Annotated in this window: 20 protein-coding genes and 8 pseudogenes; 17 read left to right on the top strand and 11 right to left on the bottom strand. The window is 46.3% G+C overall.

Features of this window, described 5'->3' with window-relative positions; translation table 11 throughout:
• Window positions 1–268: 268 nt before the first annotated feature.
• Entirely contained in the window at window positions 269–835 is a 567-nt protein-coding gene (locus JCM19037_RS10450) for an NADPH-dependent FMN reductase (RefSeq protein WP_042400750.1), read from the bottom strand.
• Window positions 832–1,900, bottom strand: a pseudogene (locus tag JCM19037_RS10445) (LLM class flavin-dependent oxidoreductase). Before JCM19037_RS10445 ends, JCM19037_RS10450 begins: the two are co-directional and overlap by 4 nt.
• 121 nt (window positions 1,901–2,021) lie before the next feature.
• On the opposite strand from JCM19037_RS10445, the gene JCM19037_RS10440 reads away from it, so the two are divergent.
• Window positions 2,022–2,378, top strand: a complete 357-nt coding sequence (locus tag JCM19037_RS10440) for a helix-turn-helix domain-containing protein (RefSeq protein WP_042400747.1) — start codon at window positions 2,022–2,024, stop codon at window positions 2,376–2,378.
• A 35-nt stretch (window positions 2,379–2,413) separates the two neighbouring features.
• On the opposite strand, the gene JCM19037_RS10435 is transcribed toward JCM19037_RS10440, so the two are convergent.
• From JCM19037_RS10435 to JCM19037_RS10420, 4 genes are read right to left on the bottom strand one after another with little or no spacing between them, the layout of a single operon-like run.
• On the bottom strand, window positions 2,414–2,929 hold the full coding sequence (locus JCM19037_RS10435; RefSeq protein ID WP_042400745.1) for a GNAT family N-acetyltransferase: 516 nt from the start codon (window positions 2,927–2,929) through the stop codon (window positions 2,414–2,416).
• Complete coding sequence (locus JCM19037_RS10430; RefSeq protein WP_238544663.1) at window positions 2,926–3,396, bottom strand: helix-hairpin-helix domain-containing protein; 471 nt, start codon at window positions 3,394–3,396, stop codon at window positions 2,926–2,928. The genes JCM19037_RS10435 and JCM19037_RS10430 overlap by 4 nt, the downstream gene beginning before the upstream one ends.
• Window positions 3,397–3,415: 19 nt before the next feature.
• Entirely contained in the window at window positions 3,416–3,763 is a 348-nt protein-coding gene (locus JCM19037_RS10425) for a DUF6176 family protein (RefSeq protein WP_042400740.1), read from the bottom strand.
• Between the two features lie 15 nt (window positions 3,764–3,778).
• A complete protein-coding gene (locus JCM19037_RS10420; protein WP_042400738.1) occupies window positions 3,779–4,342 on the bottom strand; it encodes a metalloregulator ArsR/SmtB family transcription factor in 564 nt (187 codons plus the stop codon).
• A 149-nt stretch (window positions 4,343–4,491) separates the two neighbouring features.
• Between JCM19037_RS10420 and JCM19037_RS10415 the strand changes: the two genes are divergently transcribed.
• A complete protein-coding gene (locus tag JCM19037_RS10415) occupies window positions 4,492–5,313 on the top strand; it encodes an AraC family transcriptional regulator (RefSeq protein ID WP_042400733.1) in 822 nt (273 codons plus the stop codon).
• Between the two features lie 111 nt (window positions 5,314–5,424).
• On the opposite strand, the gene JCM19037_RS10410 is transcribed toward JCM19037_RS10415, so the two are convergent.
• Window positions 5,425–7,014 carry a PucR family transcriptional regulator gene (locus tag JCM19037_RS10410; RefSeq protein ID WP_042400731.1) on the bottom strand — a complete coding sequence of 530 codons (1,590 nt, stop codon included), beginning with the start codon at window positions 7,012–7,014 and terminating at the stop codon, window positions 5,425–5,427.
• Between the two features lie 153 nt (window positions 7,015–7,167).
• Here JCM19037_RS10410 and JCM19037_RS10405 point away from each other — a divergent pair, with 153 nt between their 5' ends.
• The 8 genes and pseudogenes from JCM19037_RS10405 (at window position 7,168) to JCM19037_RS10370 (ending at window position 17,400) form a co-directional block, all read left to right on the top strand.
• Window positions 7,168–8,616, top strand: a complete 1,449-nt coding sequence (locus JCM19037_RS10405; RefSeq protein WP_152549031.1) for a CoA-acylating methylmalonate-semialdehyde dehydrogenase — start codon at window positions 7,168–7,170, stop codon at window positions 8,614–8,616.
• Window positions 8,617–8,637: 21 nt separating this feature from the next.
• Window positions 8,638–10,003 (top strand): annotated as a pseudogene (locus JCM19037_RS10400) (aspartate aminotransferase family protein).
• A 274-nt stretch (window positions 10,004–10,277) separates the two neighbouring features.
• A pseudogene (locus JCM19037_RS10395) lies at window positions 10,278–11,511 on the top strand (Zn-dependent hydrolase).
• A gap of 109 nt (window positions 11,512–11,620) precedes the next feature.
• A pseudogene (locus JCM19037_RS10390) lies at window positions 11,621–12,972 on the top strand (NAD(P)-dependent oxidoreductase).
• Window positions 12,973–12,982: 10 nt separating this feature from the next.
• Entirely contained in the window at window positions 12,983–14,257 is a 1,275-nt protein-coding gene (gene preA / locus JCM19037_RS10385) for an NAD-dependent dihydropyrimidine dehydrogenase subunit PreA (RefSeq protein WP_042400726.1), read from the top strand.
• Window positions 14,258–14,272: 15 nt separating this feature from the next.
• Window positions 14,273–15,684 (top strand): annotated as a pseudogene (gene hydA / locus JCM19037_RS10380) (dihydropyrimidinase).
• A gap of 45 nt (window positions 15,685–15,729) precedes the next feature.
• Window positions 15,730–17,188 (top strand): annotated as a pseudogene (locus JCM19037_RS10375) (NCS1 family transporter).
• Window positions 17,189–17,193: 5 nt separating this feature from the next.
• On the top strand, window positions 17,194–17,400 hold the full coding sequence (locus JCM19037_RS10370) for a hypothetical protein (RefSeq protein ID WP_042400723.1): 207 nt from the start codon (window positions 17,194–17,196) through the stop codon (window positions 17,398–17,400).
• Between the two features lie 758 nt (window positions 17,401–18,158).
• Here JCM19037_RS10370 and JCM19037_RS10365 read toward each other — a convergent pair.
• Together JCM19037_RS10365 and JCM19037_RS10360 are read right to left on the bottom strand one after the other, a co-directional pair.
• A complete protein-coding gene (locus tag JCM19037_RS10365; RefSeq protein ID WP_052363781.1) occupies window positions 18,159–18,632 on the bottom strand; it encodes a hypothetical protein in 474 nt (157 codons plus the stop codon).
• Window positions 18,629–18,844, bottom strand: a complete 216-nt coding sequence (locus JCM19037_RS10360; RefSeq protein WP_042400720.1) for a helix-turn-helix transcriptional regulator — start codon at window positions 18,842–18,844, stop codon at window positions 18,629–18,631. The genes JCM19037_RS10365 and JCM19037_RS10360 overlap by 4 nt, the downstream gene beginning before the upstream one ends.
• Window positions 18,845–18,951: 107 nt before the next feature.
• On the opposite strand from JCM19037_RS10360, the gene JCM19037_RS10355 reads away from it, so the two are divergent.
• From JCM19037_RS10355 to JCM19037_RS10335, 5 genes are read left to right on the top strand one after another with little or no spacing between them, the layout of a single operon-like run.
• A complete protein-coding gene (locus tag JCM19037_RS10355; protein WP_042400718.1) occupies window positions 18,952–19,530 on the top strand; it encodes a GNAT family N-acetyltransferase in 579 nt (192 codons plus the stop codon).
• Window positions 19,527–20,339 carry an SDR family oxidoreductase gene (locus JCM19037_RS10350; protein WP_042400714.1) on the top strand — a complete coding sequence of 271 codons (813 nt, stop codon included), beginning with the start codon at window positions 19,527–19,529 and terminating at the stop codon, window positions 20,337–20,339. Before JCM19037_RS10355 ends, JCM19037_RS10350 begins: the two co-directional genes overlap by 4 nt.
• A gap of 13 nt (window positions 20,340–20,352) precedes the next feature.
• The gene (locus tag JCM19037_RS10345; RefSeq protein WP_238544662.1) at window positions 20,353–21,171 is read left to right on the top strand and encodes a DUF368 domain-containing protein; all 819 of its coding nucleotides are present in this window, start codon (window positions 20,353–20,355) and stop codon (window positions 21,169–21,171) included.
• 55 nt (window positions 21,172–21,226) lie between these two features.
• A complete protein-coding gene (locus tag JCM19037_RS10340; RefSeq protein ID WP_042400711.1) occupies window positions 21,227–21,736 on the top strand; it encodes a hypothetical protein in 510 nt (169 codons plus the stop codon).
• Window positions 21,737–21,741: 5 nt separating this feature from the next.
• Window positions 21,742–22,191: a GNAT family N-acetyltransferase gene (locus tag JCM19037_RS10335; RefSeq protein ID WP_052363779.1), complete on the top strand. Its 450-nt coding sequence runs from the start codon at window positions 21,742–21,744 to the stop codon at window positions 22,189–22,191.
• Window positions 22,192–22,480: 289 nt separating this feature from the next.
• Here JCM19037_RS10335 and JCM19037_RS10325 read toward each other — a convergent pair whose 3' ends face one another.
• The gene (locus JCM19037_RS10325; protein WP_042400704.1) at window positions 22,481–23,056 is read right to left on the bottom strand and encodes a class I SAM-dependent methyltransferase; all 576 of its coding nucleotides are present in this window, start codon (window positions 23,054–23,056) and stop codon (window positions 22,481–22,483) included.
• Window positions 23,057–23,182: 126 nt separating this feature from the next.
• Here JCM19037_RS10325 and JCM19037_RS10320 point away from each other — a divergent pair, with 126 nt between their 5' ends.
• Together JCM19037_RS10320 and JCM19037_RS10315 are read left to right on the top strand one after the other, a co-directional pair.
• The gene (locus tag JCM19037_RS10320; protein WP_042400701.1) at window positions 23,183–23,653 is read left to right on the top strand and encodes a GNAT family N-acetyltransferase; all 471 of its coding nucleotides are present in this window, start codon (window positions 23,183–23,185) and stop codon (window positions 23,651–23,653) included.
• A gap of 50 nt (window positions 23,654–23,703) precedes the next feature.
• Window positions 23,704–24,485, top strand: a pseudogene (locus JCM19037_RS10315) (3-hydroxybutyrate dehydrogenase).
• A 102-nt stretch (window positions 24,486–24,587) separates the two neighbouring features.
• Here the strand turns inward: JCM19037_RS10315 and JCM19037_RS10310 are convergent.
• Window positions 24,588–25,036, bottom strand: a pseudogene (locus JCM19037_RS10310) (DUF4385 domain-containing protein).
• Window positions 25,037–25,096: the final 60 nt, after the last annotated feature.

Here is a 25,096-nt window from a genome sequence, read left to right as displayed (position 1 = left end):
TGTAAGGTGGCCTCTTTTCATGTTTTATACTACCGAACCGCTGAGTGTATCGGCGTTAGGCTACCAGAAAATGGTAGTGGAGTACCGAAAATTTGCGTTTATCGGTAGCGGAATGGAATAATATGGTAATTAAGCCCGGATTCGTGCATTTATCGGTAGTTGGGTACCAGTAACTGGAAATGAAATACCGAAAATGCGCCTTTATCGGCGTTAGGCTACCAAAAAACGGTATTCAACCTCCAATCGGTATAATCCGAGCCGTGCGGCGCTAGAAATCGTACAAATCGTCTTTTTTCTGAAGCATTTCTTGATACGTTTCGGCGAGGAGCATCGTATCTTCGACGAGGTTCTGTAAGCGAAAATGAACATCGTCGTTAACAATCTCTTTTTGATGAAAATCTTTCTCTTCAATGAAAACGAAGTTCTGCGACACATTCGCTTTCATATACGTCAGTATTGGCCGGAGTTGTTGTTCGGCAATAAGGTAATGCTTTGGGGAACCGGCGGTGACAACGATGCTGACGGTTTTGTTTTCTAATGCCCGTTCAGGTAGAAGGTCAAAGACATTTTTCAATGAACCAGGAATGGATGCTTGAAAGATAGGCGTTCCAATAATCAAGACATCGGCATCCATGATCGCCCGAGTGACGTGCTGCGTATCGCCTTCGTAATCGAGGAAATGACGTCCATCACTCCAGGCGAGATCTACGCTGGCGAGGTCAATTGTTGTCGCCTCTGCATTAGGGTAGCTTTCTTCGAGTACGCGCATCGTCTCCGCCATAGCTGTTCGTGTTTTGGAACCGATTCTTGAGCCAGATATACCTACGACTTTCATGATGTGCCTCCCGGTTGTTGTTTTGTATACTTGCGAATCGCTGGCAAGATCTCAGTGCCGATTAACTCAATATTTTTTTTGAGCTTATCGAGAGGAACACCGCCGAAATCCATCTGTCCAATAAACCGTTGGTTCCCAAACATCTCGTGCTGGTAGAGAATCTTTTCAATCACTTGTTGGGGGCTGCCGACGTTGATGACACTTCGAAGGTCACCACTTTGCGCGAAGGCTTGTTTAGGGAAGCCACGTCCGTTTGTTCTCTTCATCCCTTCATTAATGTGAGGTAGTATTCTCGTTGGGCTTCACTCGTCGTTTCTGCAGTATAGAAGAAGCCTGCAGTAGACACTGCAAGCGTGCTCGGATCATGACCATTCTCACTGGCAGCCTGGCGATAAGCATCGATCGTTTGCTTGAATTGGGAAGCGGCACCGCCTAAATGAGCAAGGAAAATTGGCACACCAGCATAACCCGCTTTAATGGCGCTCGCAGGCGAACCACCTACAGCACGCCAAATTGGTAGCCGGTCTTGATAGGCGCGAGGAAGGACTTGCGCGTTTTCCAAAGATGGACGGAATTTCCCGCTCCAATTCACCGTTTCTTGCTCATTAATTTGGCGAAGTAACGCGAACTTCTCTTCGTATAATTCTTCATAATCATTCAGGTCATACCCGAGCAAATCGTAGAGCCAATTCGTGAAGCTCTGCCGGCAATCAGTTCGGTCCTTCCTCCCGAAATCAAATCAATGGTCGCGAAATCTTCATATACACGTACGGGATCGAGCGTACTAATAATCGTTGAACTGCTCGCAATCTTTATTTTTTCCGTCGCCTGTGCGATTGCTGAAAGCACGACGCTATGGGCTTGTGTTGCGAAAAATTCTTGGTGACTTTCACCAACAGAAACAAAATCAATGCCTGCCTCTTCAGCGAGCTGAGCGACTTCAATGATTTCTTGAATGCGTTGTTTAGTTGAGATGCGTTCTCCACTTTCGGGATGTGGCAAATGGTCGCCGAGTGTATATAATCCAAATTCCAATCCGTTTGGATTGAGACGATAGTCATTCATCATGACGAATCAACCTTTCTTCCTGTTCGTTCTAATGTTAGTATGTGTGAAAGAAGCAGCTTTTGGAAGTACGCACTTTAATGATCTATAGTATCTAAAAAGATACCATTGGAGGACGACGATGAAATTTGAACCCGACTTATGCCGTGTCGAAGACGCGCTTAATATTATTGTAGGCAAATGGAAGCCAATCATTCTTCTTCATCTACTGCAAGCGGGCACGCAGCGTTTTAGTGAGCTAAAAAGCCATATGCCAGGCATTACCCAGAAAATGCTCACGAAGCAGCTTCGGGAGTTGGAAGAGGAAGATATTGTCGTGAGGAAAGTGTATGCACAAGTACCGCCGAAAGTAGAGTACTCGATCACAGAGTACGGAAGAACGCTGGAACCGATTCTCCATGCGATGCATGAGTGGGGCACGAAACATCAAGCGCATCGTGAACAAAAAGAACGGAACACGAAAACCATCCTAGAGTAAGTCTACTCGGGGATGGTTTTCTTTGGAACTGAGGTTTACGTGGAGATCGCTTTTTTCATAATTAAGTCGATTTGTTCTTCGTCACCCATATAGAACGGGTGCGCTGAGACGTGGGTGAAGCCTTTCTTTTCATAAAACTGAATCGCGTTGTAGTTTTCTTCCCAAACACCGAGCCAGATAAATTGTTTGTCCAAATCAGATGCACGTTCCAGCGCCTTTTTGAACAGTCTGTTGCCTAACCCTCGGTTTTGAAATGCTTGATGGATATAAATGCGTTCGATTTCTAACGCATCATCCCCCATATCTTCGGTTTGTGCATCGTTTTGGTTAATTTTCAAATAGCCTGCGCGCTCATCACCGACAAACAAAAAATAAAATTCAGACGCTGGATGATCGAGTTCCGCTTTCAGCTTTTCGAGTTGATACGCAGTTTCAAGATAAGCATGTAAGTTTTCTTCAGAATTTTGCTCAGCAAATGTATCGGTGAATGTTTCAATGCTCATCGTTTGCAAGTGAAGTACTTCTTCTTTTTTGATGCGTGTAATCGTCATCGTTCATCCTTTCTGCCGATCGACTCATACCAGGCGGTTTGCGGCCGATTCGCAGGATAGCCATGTTCGGTTCGATACTGTTTTCTTATACTCGTAAAATGGTGCCACTGTTTCTCGCTGTTCGGGTAGTTAGCGCGATGAACAACACAGCGAATCTGATCTTCCACACACGGGTCTGTCCATACCCCTAAGCGAAGTTCTAGTTCATTCAGTAAAAATGCGGGGTTAGCGGTTTTCATCTCTTGCAGCGAATAGATACGTAATTGATACACAAGTTTCTCTGCTAGCTGATAACCAATGGATGGAATTTGTTGAAATTGCGAGAGCGCTTTTAGCTCTTTCGCCCGTTCTTTTGAAATGTGTAACAAGTCTGTGAGCTCTGCTGTAGGGATCGAATTCACGTCAGCGATGCGTCGTTTAGCTTTTCGAAGCTGGCTTTTTTCTTCTTCAGATAGTGGAAGTTTCACATGCACCCCTCCATGTCGTCTATTCTTTCATACTAGCACGAACCGGTTCAGGAATCATGACGACTTCTTGAATGAGGTCAACAGGAGGTTCGGAGTCATCGATGCATTCCTCCCAAAACCGAAGGTGAGCATGGTCAATCCAATGGTCAGATTCTTCAACAGCGGTCCCACCTTCCCCTTGCACGGAATACCAATACAAGTATTCCGTTTCCCCGACAGTTTCGCTAAAAATCGTCTCCACATACATCTTTTCACCAACGAGTGTTTCGGTCACAGCTTCCATGTTCTGGTTGAGAAAGTCCATCCATTCTCGAACCGTCTGTGATTTCCCGGGTTTTACCGGGTATCGTGTTAATTCGATTTTCATCATTACCTCCAGTGATTATACCGGCCACATTTCCGGTGGATTCAGTTCATATAGATTGTCTTTACGGTACATAAAGTGTGTCATAATCCATTCTCTTCTGACGGTAGCAAAATCATCGTAAAAGTGCAGGATGTGTTCATTGATGACTTTTTCAGGGTAAACCTTTCCGTGCTCTAATCCACGAAGCATATATTCAAGAACAATTAACTTCTTCTTGCGTTGCGCGGGGAAAGATTTAAGTTTCCCTGCTGAATCAAGGAAGTTGTTGAGTACTTGTGTCTTTTCAGCTTCTGTAATATCAAACATTCCGTCTCCTCCAATCTCAGTAATTGCCCGTGCCATTCGGTCTAAATTCTTCTCATTTAACGAGAAATAGATCGTATTTTTATGCCGTTGTTGATGGATGATATCGATTTCTTTCAGCTTTGCCAAGTGATGGGAGATGGTCGGGGGTTTGAGGCCAAGCTTGCCAGCTATTGCCCCGCCGTGTAGCGGCCCGCGTTTCAACAAGCTAATAATTCGTACCCGCGTTTTGTCTCCCATCGTTTTATGAAAATGTACAATTCGATCAAATTGCATACTAACCTCCAATCTAATTCGATTATAATCTAATTAGATATAAATTGAAATAGATAGGCGTAAAAAAGGAATCATGCACACGAACGCACAGAAAGACGGATGGGCAATCGGGTGTTTTGCTAAGCTAGATATTAAGGAGGTGATCGAATGTGGATGTGTTAAACCAATTCAATCGTGCAATTGACTATATTGAAGACAATTTGGACGGTCAAATTAATATTGAAGAAGCGGCAAAGAAAGCGTACAGCTCACCGCATCATTTCAAACGAATGTTCTCGCTCGTGACTGGAGTGACGTTCTCTGAGTATGTGCGCAGAAGACGTTTGACACTCGCAGCATTTGCATTACGAGCGGATGACGTAAAGGTGTTAGATGTAGCGATTAGGTATGGGTACGATTCGCCAGATGCGTTTACAAGAGCTTTTCACGCTATGCATGGCATCACGCCTCGAGAAATGAAAACGACGGAGAAACCGATCAAGGCGTACTCCAAATTAAGTTTCGACATTAAAATAAAGGGAGTGGAAGAAATGAATTACCGATTGGTGGAGAAAGATGCATTTCGTGTTGTCGGAGAGAAAGAAACCGTTGAAATGAAAGATGAAACGTTCGACCCTCAGCTTTGGGGGCGATTAGAAGAAGTGGAAGAGCGTGTCCGCTCGTACGATAATACCCCGTTCGAAGGACCAATTCATCTGTCAGTCACAAAAGAAGATGGGGATGTAGACTATTATATTGGCAGTGCCACCACTCACAAAACACCTGACAACTTAGCAGAAATTCACATTCCTGCAAACACATGGGCGGTGTTTCACGCGGAAGGACCGATGCCCGAATCGCTCTTAGACACGTGGTCCCGCGTATATACAGACTGGTTTCCAACCTCAACGTTTGAGCTCGCCAAAGCTCCAGAAATGGTCCGTAGTACAGCGGCGCATACAGAAATTTGGATTCCTGTGAAGCAAGCGTAAGCGAAAAGGCTCGGTGGTCTATGGAAAACGATCTAGATCATTAAGACCGCGATCTAGATCACCGATCTCCTAAAAAAATCCAAAAACTGTGCGGCCATCGCCACCCTCCCGTTACTGCACTTTATTACGAGAAACGCCATTCAACTTGTACGCACTGATCGCCACTTCGGTGGCGAGTCGTAGTAGCGGGGTATCGGTGATGGGCAGACCGAGAAGCTCCTCGATGGTGTGCAACCGGTGGTATAACGTTTGCCGGGCAATATGCAATTTCGTTGCGGTTTGTTGCTTGGAGCAATTTTGCTCTAAGTAGATGTTTAGCGTATGGAGTAGTTCGCTGTTTTTGTCTTCATCATATTTCAATACTGGGGCCAAATACGTACGAACAAATTTTTCTAACGTATCATCTTCCAATTTAATGAGCAACTGATAAATGCCGGTATCTTCATAAAAATGAATGGATGTTTGCTCGTCTGTAGCGGTGATGTTTACAACGTCATCGGCTTCTTGGTATGCGCACGCCGCATGTTGAAGTTTCGAATACGTTTGACTGGCAAAGATTCGAATCGGCAGTTGGGATTCGCTCGTATGAATGATTTTTTGAAAGCGCTCTTTTTCCTCGTCGTTGGATTCGAGATTAAAAGCAAGAACAATGTATGAATGGCTGCTGCTCGTCGTAATGACTGATTCAAATCGATGCTTTTGAAACAAGTAACGTAGAGACCGTACGGTCTGAAATTGCTTCGTTTGCCGATTTTCTAGCGACGTATTATCATCGATCATTTTAACGATGCATAACCGGAATTGCAGTTCTTCTTGGTCCCGACACACTTTATGCAAGTGTGTTCTTGCTTCCCGTTCACTCGTGAGCTTTTGGTTAAGCAGTTCATGAACCCAAGATTGTTCATTCAGAAGCCGGTTTTCCTCGGAATGAAAAAAACGGAGCAGATTTTGTGCAAGAACATTGGTTGCCCGTTCAAGTGCGAGCAAGTCAAACGAACGAAGAGGTGTACAGTTTTTTATGAGAAGCAGACCCCACGCTTGTTCCATCGTTTCAATCGGCTTAATTAAGTACGATGCGTTCCTTTCTTCGTCGTACCATGTGCCTGGAGCCTCAGGCATCTCTTCAAATGTTTTTTGAATTCGGTTTTGTTCGTCTTTAAGGAGAGAAGGTAAAAAGTAAGCTTGTGTATCTTTTGGCAGGAAAATCAAATCTTTTCCCGTAACCTCTTGAAGTTTTTTTAGAATCTTTACGTTGCCGTGAACGTGTAGCGTAAATTGGTGAAATTCATTAGAAAGCTGGTCCAATTCTGCGAGCTGACGATGCTGTTCATTTAAAATTTCCCCATGCAAATCTTCGGTAATGTCGACAAATCGAACAACTTGTGTAAAAACGATAATCGGAAAGTGGTGGACATTCGCTGCTTCAATAATCTCTTCGGGGACCGAAGGATAGTGGGCACTCAATTCAATACAAAGACAAGCGGCACCGTGTTCGATGAGCTTGTTAACATATTCCAATCCTTGTTCTTTTAAGGCGACAGCCGTACTTAAAATCATTTCATTGCCATGAAGCAACGTGTCGAAATTGAGGATCTCTAGCACATGGACCCAGCGAACCGTTTGCTGGAGGTTGGCGTGTTCATTGACCACTTGAGCATTTTCAAACGTTGGTCGTTGTAAAATTTCTTCAATTGTGAGCATGTGTCATATGCCTCCATGTTCATGATGTCAGTCAAAATCGAGGAAAGATTGGACAGTTTGTCACCTTATATTATGCAGAAAATTTGATATATTGTCTACAATGCATCGGCTGTATACACAATACGTATGGTCGAAGAACATGGAGGGACAATGATGACGACAATGCTAAAAAATTACATCGGTGGACAATGGACAGATTCAAGTCGAGAAGGTGAAGATGTATTCAACCCCTCAGACGGGTCAATCATTGCGCACACTCCGTATTCAACAAAAGAAGACGTAGACAAAGCAGTAGGAGCGGCCAAAAAAGCGTATGAAACTTGGCGAAAAGTACCAGTACCGGTGCGGGCGAGATACATGTATACGTACCATGAGTTACTCGTTGAACACCACGAGGAACTTGCGCGACTGCTCACGAAAGAAAACGGAAAAACATACAAAGACGCCTATGGCGAAGTACAACGAGGGATTGAGAACGTTGAATTTGCTTCGGGTGCTCCCGAACTTATGAAAGGCGAAATCCTCCCTGATATCGCAAATGGCATTGAGTCGGGTATGTATCGTTACCCCGTAGGAGTCATCGGCGGCATTACGCCGTTTAACTTCCCGATGATGGTGCCGTGCTGGATGTTCCCGCTTGCGATTGTTTGTGGAAATACGTTCGTCCTCAAACCTTCAGAGCGGACGCCACTGCTCGCGCAGCGACTCGCTGAACTTCTTTCAGAAGCAGGCGTGCCAGAAGGCGTATTTAACATCGTTCATGGAGCCAAAGACGTGGTAAACGGCTTACTCGAACACAAAGACGTAAAAGCAATTTCCTTCGTCGGGTCCCAGCCCGTTGCGGAGTATGTGTATGAAACTGCCGCGAAAAACGGCAAACGCGTGCAAGCACTCGGTGGCGCCAAAAACCATTCCATCATCTTAAATGATGCCAACTTAGAGAAAACGGTAGAAGGTGTGATGAACGGTGCATTCGGAAGTGCAGGCCAACGTTGTATGGCCACATCTGTCTGTCTCGTACAAGATGGCGTGGCCGATGAGTTTTTAGCTCAATTGAAAGCAGCGGCGGACAAATTAACAATAGGTAACGGGATCGATGATGGGGTTGACTTAGGCCCCGTTATTCGCAAAAGCCAACTTGATAAAGTGCACAACTATATCGAGCTTGGTGAAGAGCAAAATGCGACGCTCGTTCGAGACGGGAGAAAAGATGTTGAAGCTAGCACGAGTGGGTATTATCTTGGGGCGACCATTTTTGACCACGTCACGACAGAGATGACGATTTGGAAAGAAGAAATCTTTGCCCCTGTACTTTGTGTCATTCGCGTGAAAGATTTGACAGAAGCCATTGAACTGACGAATCAATCTGATTTTGGAAACGGTTCGGTACTCTATACGGCGAGCGGCTCAGCGGTCAGACAATACCGCGAAGACATTGAAGTCGGTATGCTCGGCGTTAACGTCAACGTTCCCGCACCGATGGCATTTTTCCCGTTTTCGGGTTGGAAAAATTCATTTTATGGTGATTTGCATGCAAACGGACGAGACGGCGTAGAATTTTTTACACGGAAGAAAATGCTGACGAGTCGCTGGTTCGATTAAACTTTTGAGAGGATGAGCGATATGGCTGACCAAACAAAGCAAAAAGAGTTGTATGAAAAGGACAAAAGGTATGTTTGGCATCATATGAAACCGTACCAAAATGATCAAAACCCGATGGTCATTGAGCGGGCAAAAGGAGCTTGGATTACCGACGTTGAAGGAAATGACTACTTAGACGGTATGTCAGGTCTTTGGTGCGTCAATGCCGGATACGGTCGTGATGAGCTCGTCGACGTTGCCGCCGAGCAACTTCGGCAAATGCCTTTTCACCCGTTGTCCAACAGTCATGTGCCTGCCATCGAACTTGCCGAAAAGCTAAACGAATGGTTAAAAGGCGATTATCGAATGTTCTTCTCCAACAGTGGCTCGGAAGCGAATGAGACAGCTTTCAAAATCGCTAGACAATATCATTATCAAAATGGAGAACCCGGTCGGTACAAGTTCATTTCCCGCTACCGAGCGTATCATGGCAATACCCTCGGCGCGCTCTCTGCGACCGGTCAGGCACAACGGAAGTTTCGCTATGAGCCGCTGCTCCCTGGATTCATTCATGTCCACGCCCCTGATGAATACCGGGCGCCTGATGGACAGTCCTTTGAAGAATGGAGTCTCGCTTGTGCCCGAATGATGGAGGAGACAATTGTGTGGGAGCGCCCCGAAACGGTTGCCGGTGTCATTATGGAGCCAATCATTACAGGCGGTGGCATCTTAATTCCACACCCTGCCTATGTAAAAGAAGTGGAGCGAATTTGCAACAAGTATGGCGTTCTCCTTATCAATGATGAAGTGATCTGTGGATTTGGTCGCACAGGTGAGAACTTTGGCTATCAAAATTACGGCATCGAACCTGACATTGTAACGATGGCAAAAGGCATTACGAGCGGTATTTGCCACTCGCTGCAACAGCGGTGAAACAAAAATATTATGACGTCTTTAAAACCACAGACGAAAGCGATCATTTCCGGCAAGTGAACACGTTTGGCGGCAACCCCGCCGCGTGTAAACTCGCACTGAAAAACTTAGAAATTATGGAAAAAGAAAATCTCGTCGCCCGTGCGAATGAACTCGGCAACCGGATAAGACAAAGCATCGAGCACTCACCGCCGAGCCCCACATTGGTCATATCCGCCAGCAAGGACTGCTCATCGGCATCGAGCTCGTCAAAGACAAGCAGGCGAAAACGCCTGCAAGTAAAGAAATGGTCGGTGGAATCATTGCGGCTTGCAAAGCGAAAGGACTCATCGTCGGCAAAAATGCCGACACTGTTGCTGACTACAACAATGTCCTCACCCTTGCCCCGCCGCTTAGCATGACCGACGAAGACTGTGATTTGATTATCGAGACATTACAGTCTGTACTCAAAGATACCGCCATCGTTGCCCAATAGAACAAATCCTCGAGAGCGCTCTCGAGGATTTGTTCTTTAAGGAATGAGATGAAGAGGACAATGGAAAACGGATGTAGAAACAAGTAGTAACGAACATTGGCGCTTCCATTCTTCGATTTAATGATGATCGTATGGACACTTTGACTAACAAATGGATTCAAAAATAAACATTTTGTAACATGTACACGCTTTGGGATGCGTGTAGAATTGAAGGTATATTTAAAATTCAATAAATTCTAAACATGTAGTTTTCAAACGTAAGGAGGCGTGTCGCTTGAAGCAACAGAAATTGCTAATCAATGGTGACAGACTAAAACAATCACTAGAAGAATTCGCATCGTTTGGAAAAACGGAGAATAATGGTGTTACACGCTTGGCTTTATCAGAGGAAGACCGACAAGCCCGCAATTATTTTCGGTCGTGTTGTGAAGCGTTAGGGATGACGGTGAATGTTGATGATTTAGGAAACATGTACGCGACACTTGTTGGAACGGACCCAGAAAAGCCACCAGTCGTTGTTGGTTCTCATTTAGATTCAGTGAAAAAAGGCGGTCGTTTTGACGGTGTGCTCGGCGTACTCGCAGGCTTAGAAGTCGTTCGAACGATTGTTGAGCACGGTGTTCAGCACGAGTCATCCATCGTCATTGTCAACTTTACGAATGAAGAGGGTGCTAGATTTGAACCGTCCATGATGTGTTCAGGCATTCTTTCTGGAAAGTTTGAGAAAGAAACGATGTTTGCGAAAAAAGATACGGAAGGGATTTCGTTTGAAGATGCGCTAGAGAACGTTGGTTATGCTGGAGACGTGAGTCACCGTTTGCAACAAGCGAAAGCTTTTCTAGAGTTGCACATTGAACAGGGGCCAAGTTTAGAGAGGGAAGAATTAAAAATTGGTGTCGTTGAATGTGTCGTGGGTATGGTCTGCTATGAAGTTGTTGTGAGTGGTGAGTCGAACCACGCTGGGACGACCCCGATGAATATGAGAAGAGATGCGCTGTTTACAGCGACCGATAAAATTGTTGAAGCGAGAGAGCAATTACAGAAGTTGGACGATGATTTGGTGTATACGATGGGGCGCATGAATGTTGTTCCGAATATTCATACAGTAATCCCGAATCGTGTTGTTTTTTCTATAGAAGCCCGCCATCAAGATGAAAAACGATCGCGAGCGTCGAACAAATAATTAATCGTCTTGCGCAATCAGAAAGTGACGAAGCGTGTGAAGTAAGTGTAACGAAGCTTTGGGGACGAGATACCGTATGGTTCAATCCTGAAATTGTTCATACGCTTGAGCAATCGGTCAAGCGCTTGATTATCCGTATAAAAAGACGGTCAGTGGAGCTGGACATGATGCCCAGTTTATTGCGAGCTACATTCCCTCTGCGATGGTGTTCGTGCCTAGCATTGGTGGGAAAAGTCATGATGAGGACGAAGTTACGCCTTGGGAAGATTGTGAGCGCGGAGTGAATGTCATTCTGGACAGTGTGTTGACGATTGCGGCAGAGTGAACTTCCACTCAGAAATATCTAAATATTCAAGTATTTTGTTAGAAAATCGAACATTAGACTTTTATTCTGAAAGAAAAGCAGGTGATCTTTGATGAGTACAGGGAATGAAATGTTGCTGGAGAAATTACAGGCGAATTTTAATGAAGTTGAGCCACCGCTCTCTCACCAAGAAGCGTTTGAAGAAGCCAGTCGTTGTTTGTACTGTTATGACGCACCTTGCATTACAGCTTGTCCGACGGGCATTGAAATCCCATCATTTATTAAGAAGATCGCAAGTGATAATTTACTCGGATCAGCAAGAAAAATTATGGAGGCTAATCCGGTTGGCGCTAGTTGTGCTCGTGTTTGTCCAACCGAGGAGCTTTGCGAAGGGGCTTGTGTGTTAAATGGTTCCACACAGCCGATTATGATTGGGAAACTGCAACGCTATGCCACGGATTGGGCGATTCATAATGAGAAAGTGTTGTTCAAATCTGGAAAACCGAATGGGAAAAGCGTAGGCGTCATTGGAGGAGGACCAGCGGGGTTATCGGTTGCACGGGAACTAGGCTCATGGGTTATGGCGTGACCATATATGAAGCCGAAGAAGAGGCTGGCGGTTTAGACACCTATGGCATTGTGTCATTCCGACTGCCAAAGCGCGTATCGTTTTGGGAAGTGGATCAAGTGAAACAAGTAGGCGTCGATATTCGCACAAACACCCGCGTCGGTCGTGACGTTAGCTTAGAAGAACTCAAAGAAAATCACGATGCAGTTATCCTCTCCGTCGGCATGTCCGACGTGCCGATGCTTGGGATTGAGGGAGAGGAATTGAACGGTGTTCACGATGCCATTGAGTTTGTGAAACAAACGAAAAGTGGGCAACTGTCACAAGCGTTTGCTGGCAAAAAAGGCGTCGTTATCGGCGCTGGAAATACAGCGATTGATGGGGCAACGTGTGCGGTTCGACTCGGGGCAGAAAATATGAAGATCTTGTATCGTCGTTCCGAGAAGGAAATGACCGCTTATGACTTTGAGTATGAGTTCGCAAAGCAAGATGGGGTCGAGTTCCGGTGGTTAACGGCTCCGAAACGTCTCATCGGTGACGAAGCGGGCAACGTATGCGCCATTGAATGCGAGAAGATGGAGCTAGGTGAAGCCGATGCAGATGGGCGTAGAAGACCAATGCCAATACCGGATTCCACGTTCACACTCGAGGTTGATTTTGTCATTAAAGCGATTGGTCAAACTCGTTATACCGACCTATTAGAGCAATTTAATATCCACCATGATGGTGGGGTCGTGACGTTAAATGACGATCGCTTTGAAACGAGCGTAAACAATGTGTTCTCTTGTGGCGACGTTATTTTCGGTAAAGGTCAAGGTGAAGCGATGGTCGTTACTGCCGCGGAACAAGGCAAGCAAACGGCGTATCAAGTTCACGAGAAACTATCTGGATTACAAGCTGAGTCAACAGCATAGGAGGGGTATTATGGCAGATTTGTATACAAATGTAGCAGGAATCAAATCACCGAATCCTTTTTGGCTAGCAAGTGCACCGCCGACAAACTCAGGGTATCAAGTACAACGAGCGTTTGAAGCAGGATGGGGAGGCGCCGTTTGGAAGACGCTTGGAGAACCGATCATTAATACGTCGTCCCGGTTTGCTGCTGTTTCATTCAACGGACAGCGAGTAGCTGGGTTTAACAACATTGAACTCATTACCGACCGCCCGCTAGAAGTGAATCTACGTGAAATTGAAGAAACGAAGCTCCGCTTCCCGGACCATGCCATTATTGCTTCACTCATGGTCGAGCCCGAACAAGAGAAATGGCATGAAATCGTCAAGCGAGTAGAAGCGGTCGGTGTTGACGGCTTGGAATTAAACTTCGGATGCCCACACGGCATGGCAGAGAGAGGCATGGGGGCGGCCTCTGGTCAAGTACCAGAACTCGTTGAAAAACAAACGTACTGGGTGAAAGAAGTAGCGCAAACCCCGGTCATCGTCAAGCTGACCCCGAATATTACCGACATTACCGTCACTGCAGAATCGGCTGTCCAAGGCGGAGCAGATGCGGTGAGTATGATTAATACGATCAATAGCCTCGCTGGCGTTGACATTCATACGTGGAATACCGTTCCGAATGTAGACGGAAAAGGCGCTCATGGGGGATATTGTGGACCGGCTGTAAAACCGATCGCCCTTAACATGGTCGCAGAGTGCGCGAGAAACCCGAACATAAACGTACCAATATCAGGCATCGGAGGAATTGGTGATTGGCAGAATACAGTCGAATTTATGCTCATGGGTGCGTCTGGTGTGCAAGTGTGTACGGCTGCCATGCACCATGGTTTTAGTATCGTTGAAGATATGATTGATGGCCTAAGTAACTATCTTGATGAAAAAGGTATCGGGTCGGTTCAAGAGATCATTGGCAAGACTGTACCGAAGTACTCCGATTGGGGAGATATGGACTTAAACTATCAGACAGTCGCTAGAATTAATAACGACGTGTGTATCAATTGCAATAAGTGCCATATCGCGTGTGAAGATACCGCACATCAGTGCATTGACATGTTAAAAGGCGAAGACGGTGAACCGATTTTACAAGTTCGTGAAGAAGAATGTGTCGGCTGTAACCTTTGCTCCATCGTTTGCCCAGTCGACGGTGCCATCGACATGATTGAAAAAGACAATAACTTGCCGCCACTCTCATGGAATACACGCCAGAATGCCATTAACGCTAAGAGCTTAGCCAATTCATAGAAAGGAATGGTAGAAATGAAGAAGATTATTCGAAACGGAACGATTGTGACCGCAGCAGAAACGTATGAAGCAGATATCCTTATCGTCGATGAGCAGATTGCTGCAATTGGGAAAGCGTTTAATGAGGATGGAGCAGAAGTAATTGACGCCGCGGGCTGTTACGTATTTCCAGGCGGGGTAGACCCCCATACGCACTTGGATATGCCCTTTGGCGGAACCGTAACACGCGATGATTTTGATACCGGAACTGTTGCCGCCGCGCACGGGGGAACGACGACAATCGTTGATTTTTGTTTAACCAAAAAAGGTAAGCCGCTCTCTGAGGCGATCACGACGTGGCACGAGAAATCAAAAGACAAAGCGGTCATTGATTACAGTTTTCATCTCATGATCGGTGAGATTACCGATGACGTGTTAGAAGAATTGCCGGCAGTCATTGAACAAGAAGGCATCACGTCGTTCAAAGTGTTCATGGCCTACAAAAATGTCTTTCAAGCAGACGATTCCACGCTCTTTCAAACATTGATCAAAGCAAAAGAGCTCGGCGCACTCGTCATGGTTCACGCAGAAAATGGTGATGTGATTGATTATTTGACGAAAGAAGCGCTTGCGAATGGACAAACCGACCGATCCACCACGCGCTTACACGCCCACCGTCGGTTGAAGGTGAGGCAACGGGTAGAGCTTGTCATCTGACGGCACTTGCCGATTCGCAACTGTATGTCGTCCACGTGACGTGTGAACAAGCAGTGAAACAGATTGAGGAAGCGCGCAAGGCTGGGGCAGATATTTGGGGGGAAACGTGCCCACAATACCTCGTTCTTGACGAAGAAATGATGAAAGGCCCAGATTTCGAAGGAGCAAAATATGTTTGGTCCCCGCCTCTTAGAGAGAAAAAACATCAAGATGTGTTATGGAACGCACTCAAAGTCGGATCACTGCAAACGATCGGGAGTGACCAATGCTCGTTTGATTTCGAAGGACAAAAAGACTTAGGCAAAGGAGACTTCACGAAGATTCCGAACGGTGGACCGATCATCGAAGACCGGATGAGTATTTTGTACTCCGAAGGGGTCGCCAAAGGCAGGCTATCTCTTAACCAGTTTGTTGACGTTACGTCAACGCGAGCGGCGAAGTTGTTCGGCATGCACCCAAAAAAAGGAACGATTTCTGTCGGTGCCGATGCAGACGTCGTCATCTTTGATCCAAGTGTGAAGCGAACACTGTCCGCTAGCACTCATCACTTAGCGGTCGATTACAGCGCCTTTGAAGGAATGGAAGTCGTTGGACAGCCTAAAACCGTGTTGTCACGCGGCAAAACGATCGTCGACAATCAAACGTTCGTCGGCACGAACGGTGCGGGTCAGTTTATTAAACGAGCGAAATACGGAGAACCGTTGAAAGAACAAGCAGCGCTATCAAAATAAAATAGAACGAGAGATTCGGAATATATCAGTAGAAAGGTAGATGGGATGAGTTCTAAAAGCAGCTATTTAAAGTCGCCTGATTTGTTTCCGATCTCTCAATTAAAACGAAAAATGAGCACGGTCGGGTTTGCCATTCTTTGGGTGAGTATGGCCGTCGTTCTCGCTGCATTTGCGATTGGTGGAGACGGCATTCAAACGTTACCCTTACACCTCGTCATTATCGCAACGATTATCGGATCTTTAGGGATTGGCCTTTGCATGACGCTGACCGGGGACATTGGCATTGAGCATGGGTTGTCATTTCCGGTGTATATGAGAGCTCCTTTTGGCACGATGTACGCACATTCCTTCGATTTTTCGCGGTTTCGTCGCCTCGTGCTGGTTTGGGATTAACACATTCTTCGGTGCCACCGGAATTAATGCCATTTTGTTCATGCTGTTTGGCATCGACCAATGGTTCATTTGTTTTCTCATATTTGCCGCATTACAGCTTTTTAATACAGCATTTGGGATCAAAGCTGTCGAGCGTTTTGCTAATCTTGCCGCACCCGTAATTGTGATCATTTCTGGCTGGATGTACATCGCGCTTTCATCACAAGCAACCGCCGCCGGGCGTGATGTGTGGGCGTGGGTGGAAGCACCAGCGGTAGGGATTGAAGCGGTGAGTGCCTTCTTTATCGTTGTGATGGCAACGATGGGGTTTTGGGGTACGCTCGCTGCAGATATGCCATCCATATCACGATTTATAAAAGCGCCGAAGTACGAGCGGAGTTGGTTCAAACGCAATCGCGGTCAGCTGATCGGCAGTCTCGTCGCCATGCCGATCGTGCACACATTCATGGTCATTGTTGGTGCAGTTTCGTACATGGCTGTCTTCAATTCCAATCCTGTAGAAGCATTAATGGAAACGACCACAAACGGAATCTTGCTCGGCGTACTCATGCTCATGATCGCCCTTGCCCAATGGTCAACAAACACATCTTCCAATGTCATTCCCGCTGCCACCATCTTTTCCAACGTTGGCGGACCGAAAGTGCCATTCTGGGTAGGGGTCATGATCGCTGGGGCGATTGGCGTTCTCGTGCAACCGTGGAACTTGTTTGACATCATTGTACCGGCACTTCTTTTCGTAGGTGGCATTTTAGCCGCCATTGTCGGCATCCTCGTCGTCGATTATTACATCATCCGCAAACGCCGCGTGAACGTGACAGATTTATATGAAGAAACCGGACAATATCATTATTGGAAAGGCATCAACGTCGCTGGACTATTGGCGTGGATTGCAGGTGGAGGGGGTTCCCTCCTGTTCCCGTCCTATTCATTTATCATCGGTCTCGTGCTCGGCGGGACGGTGTATTATGTTCTCGCCAAATATTGGTGGTTTAAGCGCTATCCGCAAGCAGAACTGGAAAACCCAGATGATGACACTTATCTCGGCTTAACCGTTGGAAGAGACTGGACCGTGCAAGACGAAGAAGTAGAAACCTTCAAAGAAGCGAGGTGAACCCTTTGAACGAGTACGACGATTATGTAAAAGAAAAGCAAGAAATTGATGACTATATTTTAAGAGGGTATCAGATCAATGACGTTCGCGAAGACTTGAGTGGCGCACTACTCACCCTCGTGAACGCCGATGGAGAAAGAGAGACATTGCGAATCGGTAACGCCGACGCCAGAAAATACTTTGCCGTTTTACTGTTAGATAAGTTGAACTAAAGAAATTCACTGAATCGGATGACCGAGAGGGGTCTTTGCGGGTGAGTGCTTGCATATTGCGTGTTGAAATTCATCTCGTTGCCGATTGTTGCTCGTCACTGCAAGAGTTGCGGGCAACAAGAACAACGTTTGCCGAAGGGTAAAAAGTTGTAACCAAGGCGCACTGCCTGGCACAAACATGTGATGGCCGGTCACGTATGTGACAATCCAACCCTCAAACCGGGCACTTTCAGCACGCAACTGTCACAAATCGCGATATTTGTGACAGTTGACTACGTTTATGTGCACATTCACGTGTAAAATCATGATTTTTCTTTCTCAAATGTCACAAATATGGATATATGGGGCATTTGGACTTCTTTCCACACACCGTAGCCAGGAGGCAGAAACGTGATGTCGCACTTATACTCCGGAGTACACGCATCCGCCTAAAGTGGAAAGAAACAACAATCTGTGCAATTAAGAAAATGTTACGTTCATCCTATGTTGATAAGTAAGTAAAAAAACGGGTGCCTTAGTGTGGCATCCGTTTTTTAAGGCTAGCACAGGTCGCTGTCGCCGAAAGCGCATGAGCATGGAGAAAGTGGCCTCGCGTTTGAGCATGCCAAACGGTATCCACCTCTGTGTAAATTTTATTTAGTGGAAATCTTCCCATTGGCATTTCAATGGGAAGATTTCTGGCTTCTATAGTGTGATTTTCACTACGTTTGGCGCAGACGGTGTTGCAGGAAGCTAGTCGAAGGAGGCCACATCGCAAATCAATGAGTTAGACCGCATAATACGCCCGGTTCCAAGTAATGGCATACACAATCACTTGAACGAGAGGAATGAGCATGACGATCAACACAGGAAAATATGTAGCTCGTCATCACGAGTGGATATAGCGTAATGAGCGCACCAGCGAGTGGTACGGCATAGTACATGCTTACGTAAGAGGCTCGGCTCGCTTTTTGTGTAATGGTTTTCTCTCGTTCGTCGGTTTCTTCAATCTCTGCCGGGAGCCATACCGACTTACGGTATGGGATTTTTTTCGCCCTTGCGATGAAAAACTGGACGGCTGCGAAAATTGCAATCAAAACAATAGGCATCAAGTCTAATGAAGCGGAAGCTGCGAGTGATGGTTGTTGAATGGAGCCTACAAATTCGTGGACAAAGTTAAAGATGGCAACCAAGCTCCAGCCGAACAAAAATAACGTTACAAATGAACAAACGAGTCCCCAAACAATCTTCATGTCGTTTCCTCCTCTTTTTCCAATGTAAATATTTGTTCAACGGGTAATTCGAACACTTCTGCAATTCGCATCGCCAAGATGAGCGAAGGGGTGTAATTGTCTTTTTCTAAAGCGACGATCGTTTGGCGTGTCACGCCAACGGCCTGTGCTAAATCTCCTTGCGTGAATTGGTCTCTGGCACGGAGCTCTTTCACTCGATTTCGAATTTTCATCGTATCACCTAATTATTAATGTATGGTTAACTTTACTTTTTGTCAAGTTCATTATACATTTATTTTTTAAAAATGATATACTAGGAATACGTGAAAGGGTGGGGCCGTTGAATCCGTTATTGCTTGATTTTCCGCAACAATTTGAGACCGACCGGCTGTTGCTTCGTCTACCGCTGCCCGGGGATGGTGAAGCTGTTTACGATGCGATACGTGCTTCAAAATCAGAACTAAAACGTTGGCTACCGTTTGCACAAAAGGAGTGTACGCTGGAGGATGTTGAGCTTGATCTCCGAGAAGCGCACATCAATTTTTTGAAAAGGGAAGACTTGCGATTTCTACTATTTAGAAAAGATACGAGCCGACTTGTAGGTGTATCAGGACTACATCGGATTGATTGGGCTGTCCGGAAGTTTGAAATCGGCTATTGGGTCGATACAAGGCAACGTGGACAAGGGTACATATCAGAGGCCGTTGCTGGGATTACGCAATTTGCGTTCGACCAACTCCGTGCGAGAAGAGTTGAAATTCGCTGTGACCGAATCAATCAAAGAAGTCGCGCTATTCCGGAGAAGGCAGGGTTTATGCTGGAAGGAATCTTAAGAAATGACGACACTGCCGCCTTTGACCCCCGTGAAATGAGAGATACGTGTGTGTATGCAAAGATTTCGAAAGAGGTGGAAGTTTGAAACCGCAAAAAAGAAACCCTTACCCGTTACAAGGAAAGACCGTACTCATTACAGGTGTGAGTCGTAGAGCTGGCATTGGTTATGCGATTGCAAAGCAGTGTGCCGCTTACGGAGCATCCATTATAATTCAACATTTTCGCACTCACGATGAAGAGCAAGCGTGGGGTGCAGATCATCTCGAGGCAGTGGTTGCAGGAATTCAACAAGAGATGATCCCTAGTGCGCGGTTCGGCCATTATCATAGCAATTTCCTCCAGGAAGACAGCGCAGAAACGCTCATTAAAACGGTCGTCAAAGAGCATGGTGCTATTGACGCGATCGTCTGTAATCATGCACGGTCAGGTGGAGATGGCCCACTCGGCAATCTTACGGCGCAGATGCTAGACAATCACTGGAAAGTGAATACGAGATCATCCGTATTGTTGGCGCAGGCGTTTGCCGAGCAATACGATCCGACGAGAGGCCGAGGGAAGATCATTTTCATGACCTCAGGTCAACGACAAGGACCGATGCCCGGTGAAGTTGCCTATGCACTCGCCAAAGGAGCGCTTGCAGACATTACACTCACGCTCGCTGACCAACTCGCCGACCAGAACATTTGCGTGAACACGGTGAACCCAGGACCGGTCAATACCGGCTATCTGAACGATCAGTTGTGGGAGGAAACACGCACGAAGTTCTCATTTGACCGATTCGGTGAACCCGAAGACCCGGCACGGCTTATCTCCTGGCTTCTCACGGAAGAGGCGTCATGGATCACCGGTCAGATTATGAACACCGAAGGCGGATTTGCTCGGTGGCGGTCATGATGGAGGGGGTACGTTGAACTGGAGAAATACAGTAAAAGGGATGATGATGGGCGTCGTTGAGACCGTTCCAGGAGTGAGTAGCAGCACCATTGCTATGCTGTTAGGCATCTATGAAAACGTGATCCACGCCATTCACACCCTCACAACGAACGAATATAAGAGAGCGATTCGCTTTCTTTTGCCAATCGGGGTCGGCATTCTTGTCGGACTTGGTTTAACGATTTCCGTTATTAGCTATCTATTAGAGCATTTTCCGATACCGATCGGTTTTCTATTTATCGGGCTGATCGTTGGAATGTTGCCATTTATTTGGCGGGACGGGCTCGCTTCAGTGAGGCAGCAAGTGTACAGCTTTCCCCAGGTGATGCTCATGATCGGCTGTATCCTTTTTCTCGTTATGTTGAATGGGGTCGTCGGGGCAGACGCACGAGTCATGATGGAACTTACCTTCAGTGATTACGTGTATTTATTTATTGCCGGTTGGTTTGCGAGTACGGCGCTTGTGTTGCCAGGGATGAGTGGTGCGCTCATTCTCGTCATTTTAGGCGTGTATGAAACGGCACTGTTGGCGCTCACAACGTTTGAGCTACCGGTTGTTATCGCGATCGGTTCGGGGGTCGTCGTTGGCATTCTCATCATGGGCAAAGTGGTCCGATTTATTCTTACTCGGTACCGAAGAACAACCTATGCTGCCATTTTTGGTTTGTTGAGCGGCTCGGTGTTTATCGTTTTTCCGGGACTGCCCGTCACAGTGATGGAGTGGGTCGTGAGTAGCTGTCTGTTCGTAGGTGGATCGGTGTTTACATTTCAAGTAAGTTCAAAAAAGGGTTAATTGTATGAATAAAGGGTATGCGAGTATTACTACTTGCAAAAGGAGACGATACCCGATGCGATGGATAACTCTTCCGTTGCTTACCCTGATGCTCACAGGCTGCGCTACAGCGGGTGAAGACCCAGTAGCTGAAATTAACGAACAAATTGAAGAAAGCGAATTTAACGCAACCATTGCTGAACATGACCAGTTTGAGATTTTATCTGCGTATATCCAAGGGTCTGAAAGCTTTGATACGCTTTCGATCAACTACGGGGAGCCTGATTCCGATGAGCCTGCACCTGAGTTTCCAGAGACGAATGAATTTGAGAGTTTGTATGAAGGGTTCGTTGGGGAAACCGCAATTCAAGTCCAAATTCAAGAGTTTGAAACAGCGCTAACCGAAAGCGAAGAGATAGAGATTGCCGGCCATTCGGTTTCTGTCGGTGAATTTGGGCCCGACAATTATACGAACCACCTTGTAAACATGAATGATCATGGGTGGATCATCTTCTATTTCGACACAGACATCAGCGATGAAGAGATGCTTGGCTTTACTGAACAATTGATCGAAAGGAACGAGTAAAGCTTGTGGTTACGGTGAGAAAGTTAGACCGTGTTTCTCTCTCTATGCTTTCTCTGTTAGTCGATGAAAGCCAACGAGAGGGGTTTCGGTTCATTAGACGGTTACTGCGTGATTATGAAGAAGGAACAAACCGGTTTGACCAGCTCGGCGAATGTTTAGTCGGGGCTTATGCGAGTGACGGTCAGCTCATCGCCATTGCCGGCCTGAATACCGACCCTTATTGCGACGCAACAAGGGTCGGTCGGTTGCGCCGTTTTTACGTGTCTCGGCCGTATCGGAGGAAAGGCACAGGCACACTGATGCTCGAGTCAATCATTCAGTATGCAAAGCCAAACTATGACGTTCTGACGCTGTATACCGATTCAAAAAAAGCCGATCGATTTTACACTTCGTTTGGGTTTTCTCGTCTTGCACAGCATCGCTCCACGAATACGAGCCATTATCTGTATTTGTGATAGGAACACTTCGACATGCCGTTCCCCGCCTGGGGTGGCTCTGCGAGTGTCGCACCGATAGCATTTTCGCACTTCGAAATCGGGGGCATTGGGCAGGGAGACGTGCCCTATTCTGCGCGCGAGTTTACCCATTCTGCGAGCAAGTTTGCTCATTTTAGCGATTTTAGTGCTGATTTTGCGAAACTAGAGCGCAGTTTGTCCCAACTTGCGCGCAGATTTGCTGACGTCTCAACACCCTCTGGTATGCTGTCCCCGCCTGGCCCTGCGCGAGTCGCTCCGATGTCGGAACTTATCTCCGCGCAATAATAAGGTAAGCAGGGTCTCCACCCATTCTGAAGTCGAGGGGTAGTTGCTCAACGATTTCAAAGCCAGCAGCCATGATGGCAGATGACATTTGCTCAGACGATACCCGTGGTCCAGAGGATGAAGAGGTGTGTTCCAGCTCTAAGCAGAGGAACTGTCCGTCATTTTGTAGAACACGGTGAATCTCTTTCAATACGTCGGGCAATTGTTGGGTCTCATGAAGCGAGATGGAAGCGAGCGTTGTATCCACCGTTTCATCTCCAAGAGGGATGGATGTGAAATCGCCCGTTATTGGGGTAATATTATGATGGTTTTGTTCCTTTGCCTTTTGCGAAAGGTAGGCTAGAATGTTTTCATCACGGTCAAGGGCATATACTGTACCAGCTGTACGATCCGCAACCGGTAGTGTTAAGTAGCCAGTGCCCGCTCCGAGGTCAAGGATGTTTGCCGCAGGCTTGATGTGCAAACGGTCCAATAACTGGTCGGCAGGCAGCTTTTGTGTTCTGTCTTGATTTTCAAGTGCTTCAATCTTTCTTTGTAAACGTTCATGATGTGAATGCAATTGTCGGTCTCCTTTATTGTAGATATATAGAGTCTTTAATATCTTTGATGTAACTGAAGAAAAATAAAGTGTCAAACTACAAATTTGGTATAATGAGTACAATGACGCTATGTTGGAGGTTCATGTATGGAAACAGATGTGGCACTAAAGTTTTATTCTAATCAACATGAGAAAAAATTAAACGAATTTGAACTTCCGTCTGAGCAAGAGAAGTTTACATCTTTACCTTCTGCAATGGGTGAGGTTCAGAAAGGTCAGTATCGTATTGTCATTTTACAAGATAATGAACCTGTCGGTTTCTTCTTATTGCACGCCACAAAGAGAGTGCAAGAATACACCGATAATCCTCATGCGATGTTACTTACAGCTTTGTCCATTGATTACAAACAGCAAGGCAAAGGTATCGCGAAGAAGAGCATGAACCAATTGCCAGCGTTTGTTCGAGAAGAGTTCCCAGGGTGTGACCAAGTAGTACTAGCTGTAAATCATCGAAATATTGCAGCACAAATGGTATACAAACGCGTTGGATTTACAGATTCTGAACGTCGGATCGAAGGACCGATCGGAGAACAATATGTGTACGTCAAAAACATATAAACGATTCGGTTTGATTATACTCTGTAGAGTGAAGTTATCGAAACGGGGGAATGGATGTGAATCAGTTACAAGGGAGAACAGCGCTAATTACAGGGGCAGCAAATGGCTTAGGTTGGGAGATCGCCAATCGGTTCGCTGATGCGGGTGCGAACGTCGTGTTGACTGACCGCAATGAGTCGTTACTTCATGATCGAGCTAAGCAGTTGCGAGGGAGAGGCAAGGACGTGCTTGCATTAGTATGTGATGTGCAGGATGAATCGGAGATTGAGCAGACGGTTCAGCAAACAGTAGAGCGGTTCGGACGGTTGGATATACTGCTGAATAATGCAGGCATGCAACACGTATCTCCGGTTGAAACGTTTCCAACGAAAACATTTGAAACGATGATTGATGTGATGCTTACGGGTCCGTTTCGATTGACGAAGGCAGTACTGCCAATGATGAAGCAGCAACAGTACGGCCGCATCATTAACATGGCGAGCATTAATGGTCTCATAGGGTATGCGGGCAAATCAGCATACAATAGTGCAAAGCACGGGCTCGTCGGTTTGACGAAAGTGACGGCGCTAGAGTGTGCGGCAGAAGGAATTACCGTGAACGCCTTTGCCCTGGGTATGTTCGAACCGATCTCGTACAAAAGCAACTCGATGACCTTGCTAGTGAAATGAACGTTTCAGAAGAAGAAGTACTCGAGAAAAAGTTTTACCCGTTAATTCCGCAGCAACGATTACTCCAACCCAAAGAGATCGCCCATTACGCACTGTTCTTAGCGGATGAAGCGTCACAAGGAATTACAGGTCAAACGAATGTGATGGATGGCGGCTACACCTAAAATGAGAAATTTCTATTTTACGGTGTTTTTTAGCGCAATTGGGACGGTTCGTGTCTTGTGACGCCTCACGACGAGGAAGCGGAGCACTTTGGAAGGTGTTTACTACCCGTACTTTTTTTGGTGTTCGTGCTTCAACTGCAAATACTCTTCGTCTTCCCGCACTGAGACCCATTTTTTCTCAAAAATAGCCGCTGCGGCTGCTTTTTCCTCATCAATTTTTCTCTCGTTCACTTCGCCATTCTTGCTATACTTCTTGCCTCCTGGATAATTGGCGTACCGTCGGGCGCGTGTGTAGCCATTTGTAAAAACTTTCTCGCCATATCCATTCCGACAAAATCGCCTGCTTTTTTGTACTGGGCGTATTGCTCATATATCTTCTCCGACGACTCCTCGGCAATGGGCACGCTTTTAAATCGCCAATTTGGCAAGATTTCACTTTTATAAGGCTCGACAAGAAGCACACCTTGCTCGCCCCTGCCGACCCGGTAACGTTCCGGATGTTTACGGAAATCGGTATTGTGGAAATCGATGTCATCATAAAATTTACTCATCCTGCAACCCTCCTATGATTTTACATTACCTCAAGCCGTGCTTGTCCAAACCTACGGTTG

The sequence above is a fragment of the Geomicrobium sp. JCM 19037 genome (assembly GCF_000698105.1).
Classification (GTDB): Bacteria; Bacillota; Bacilli; order Bacillales; family Marinococcaceae; genus Geomicrobium_A.
This window is presented reverse-complemented; position numbering and strand designations above follow the sequence as displayed.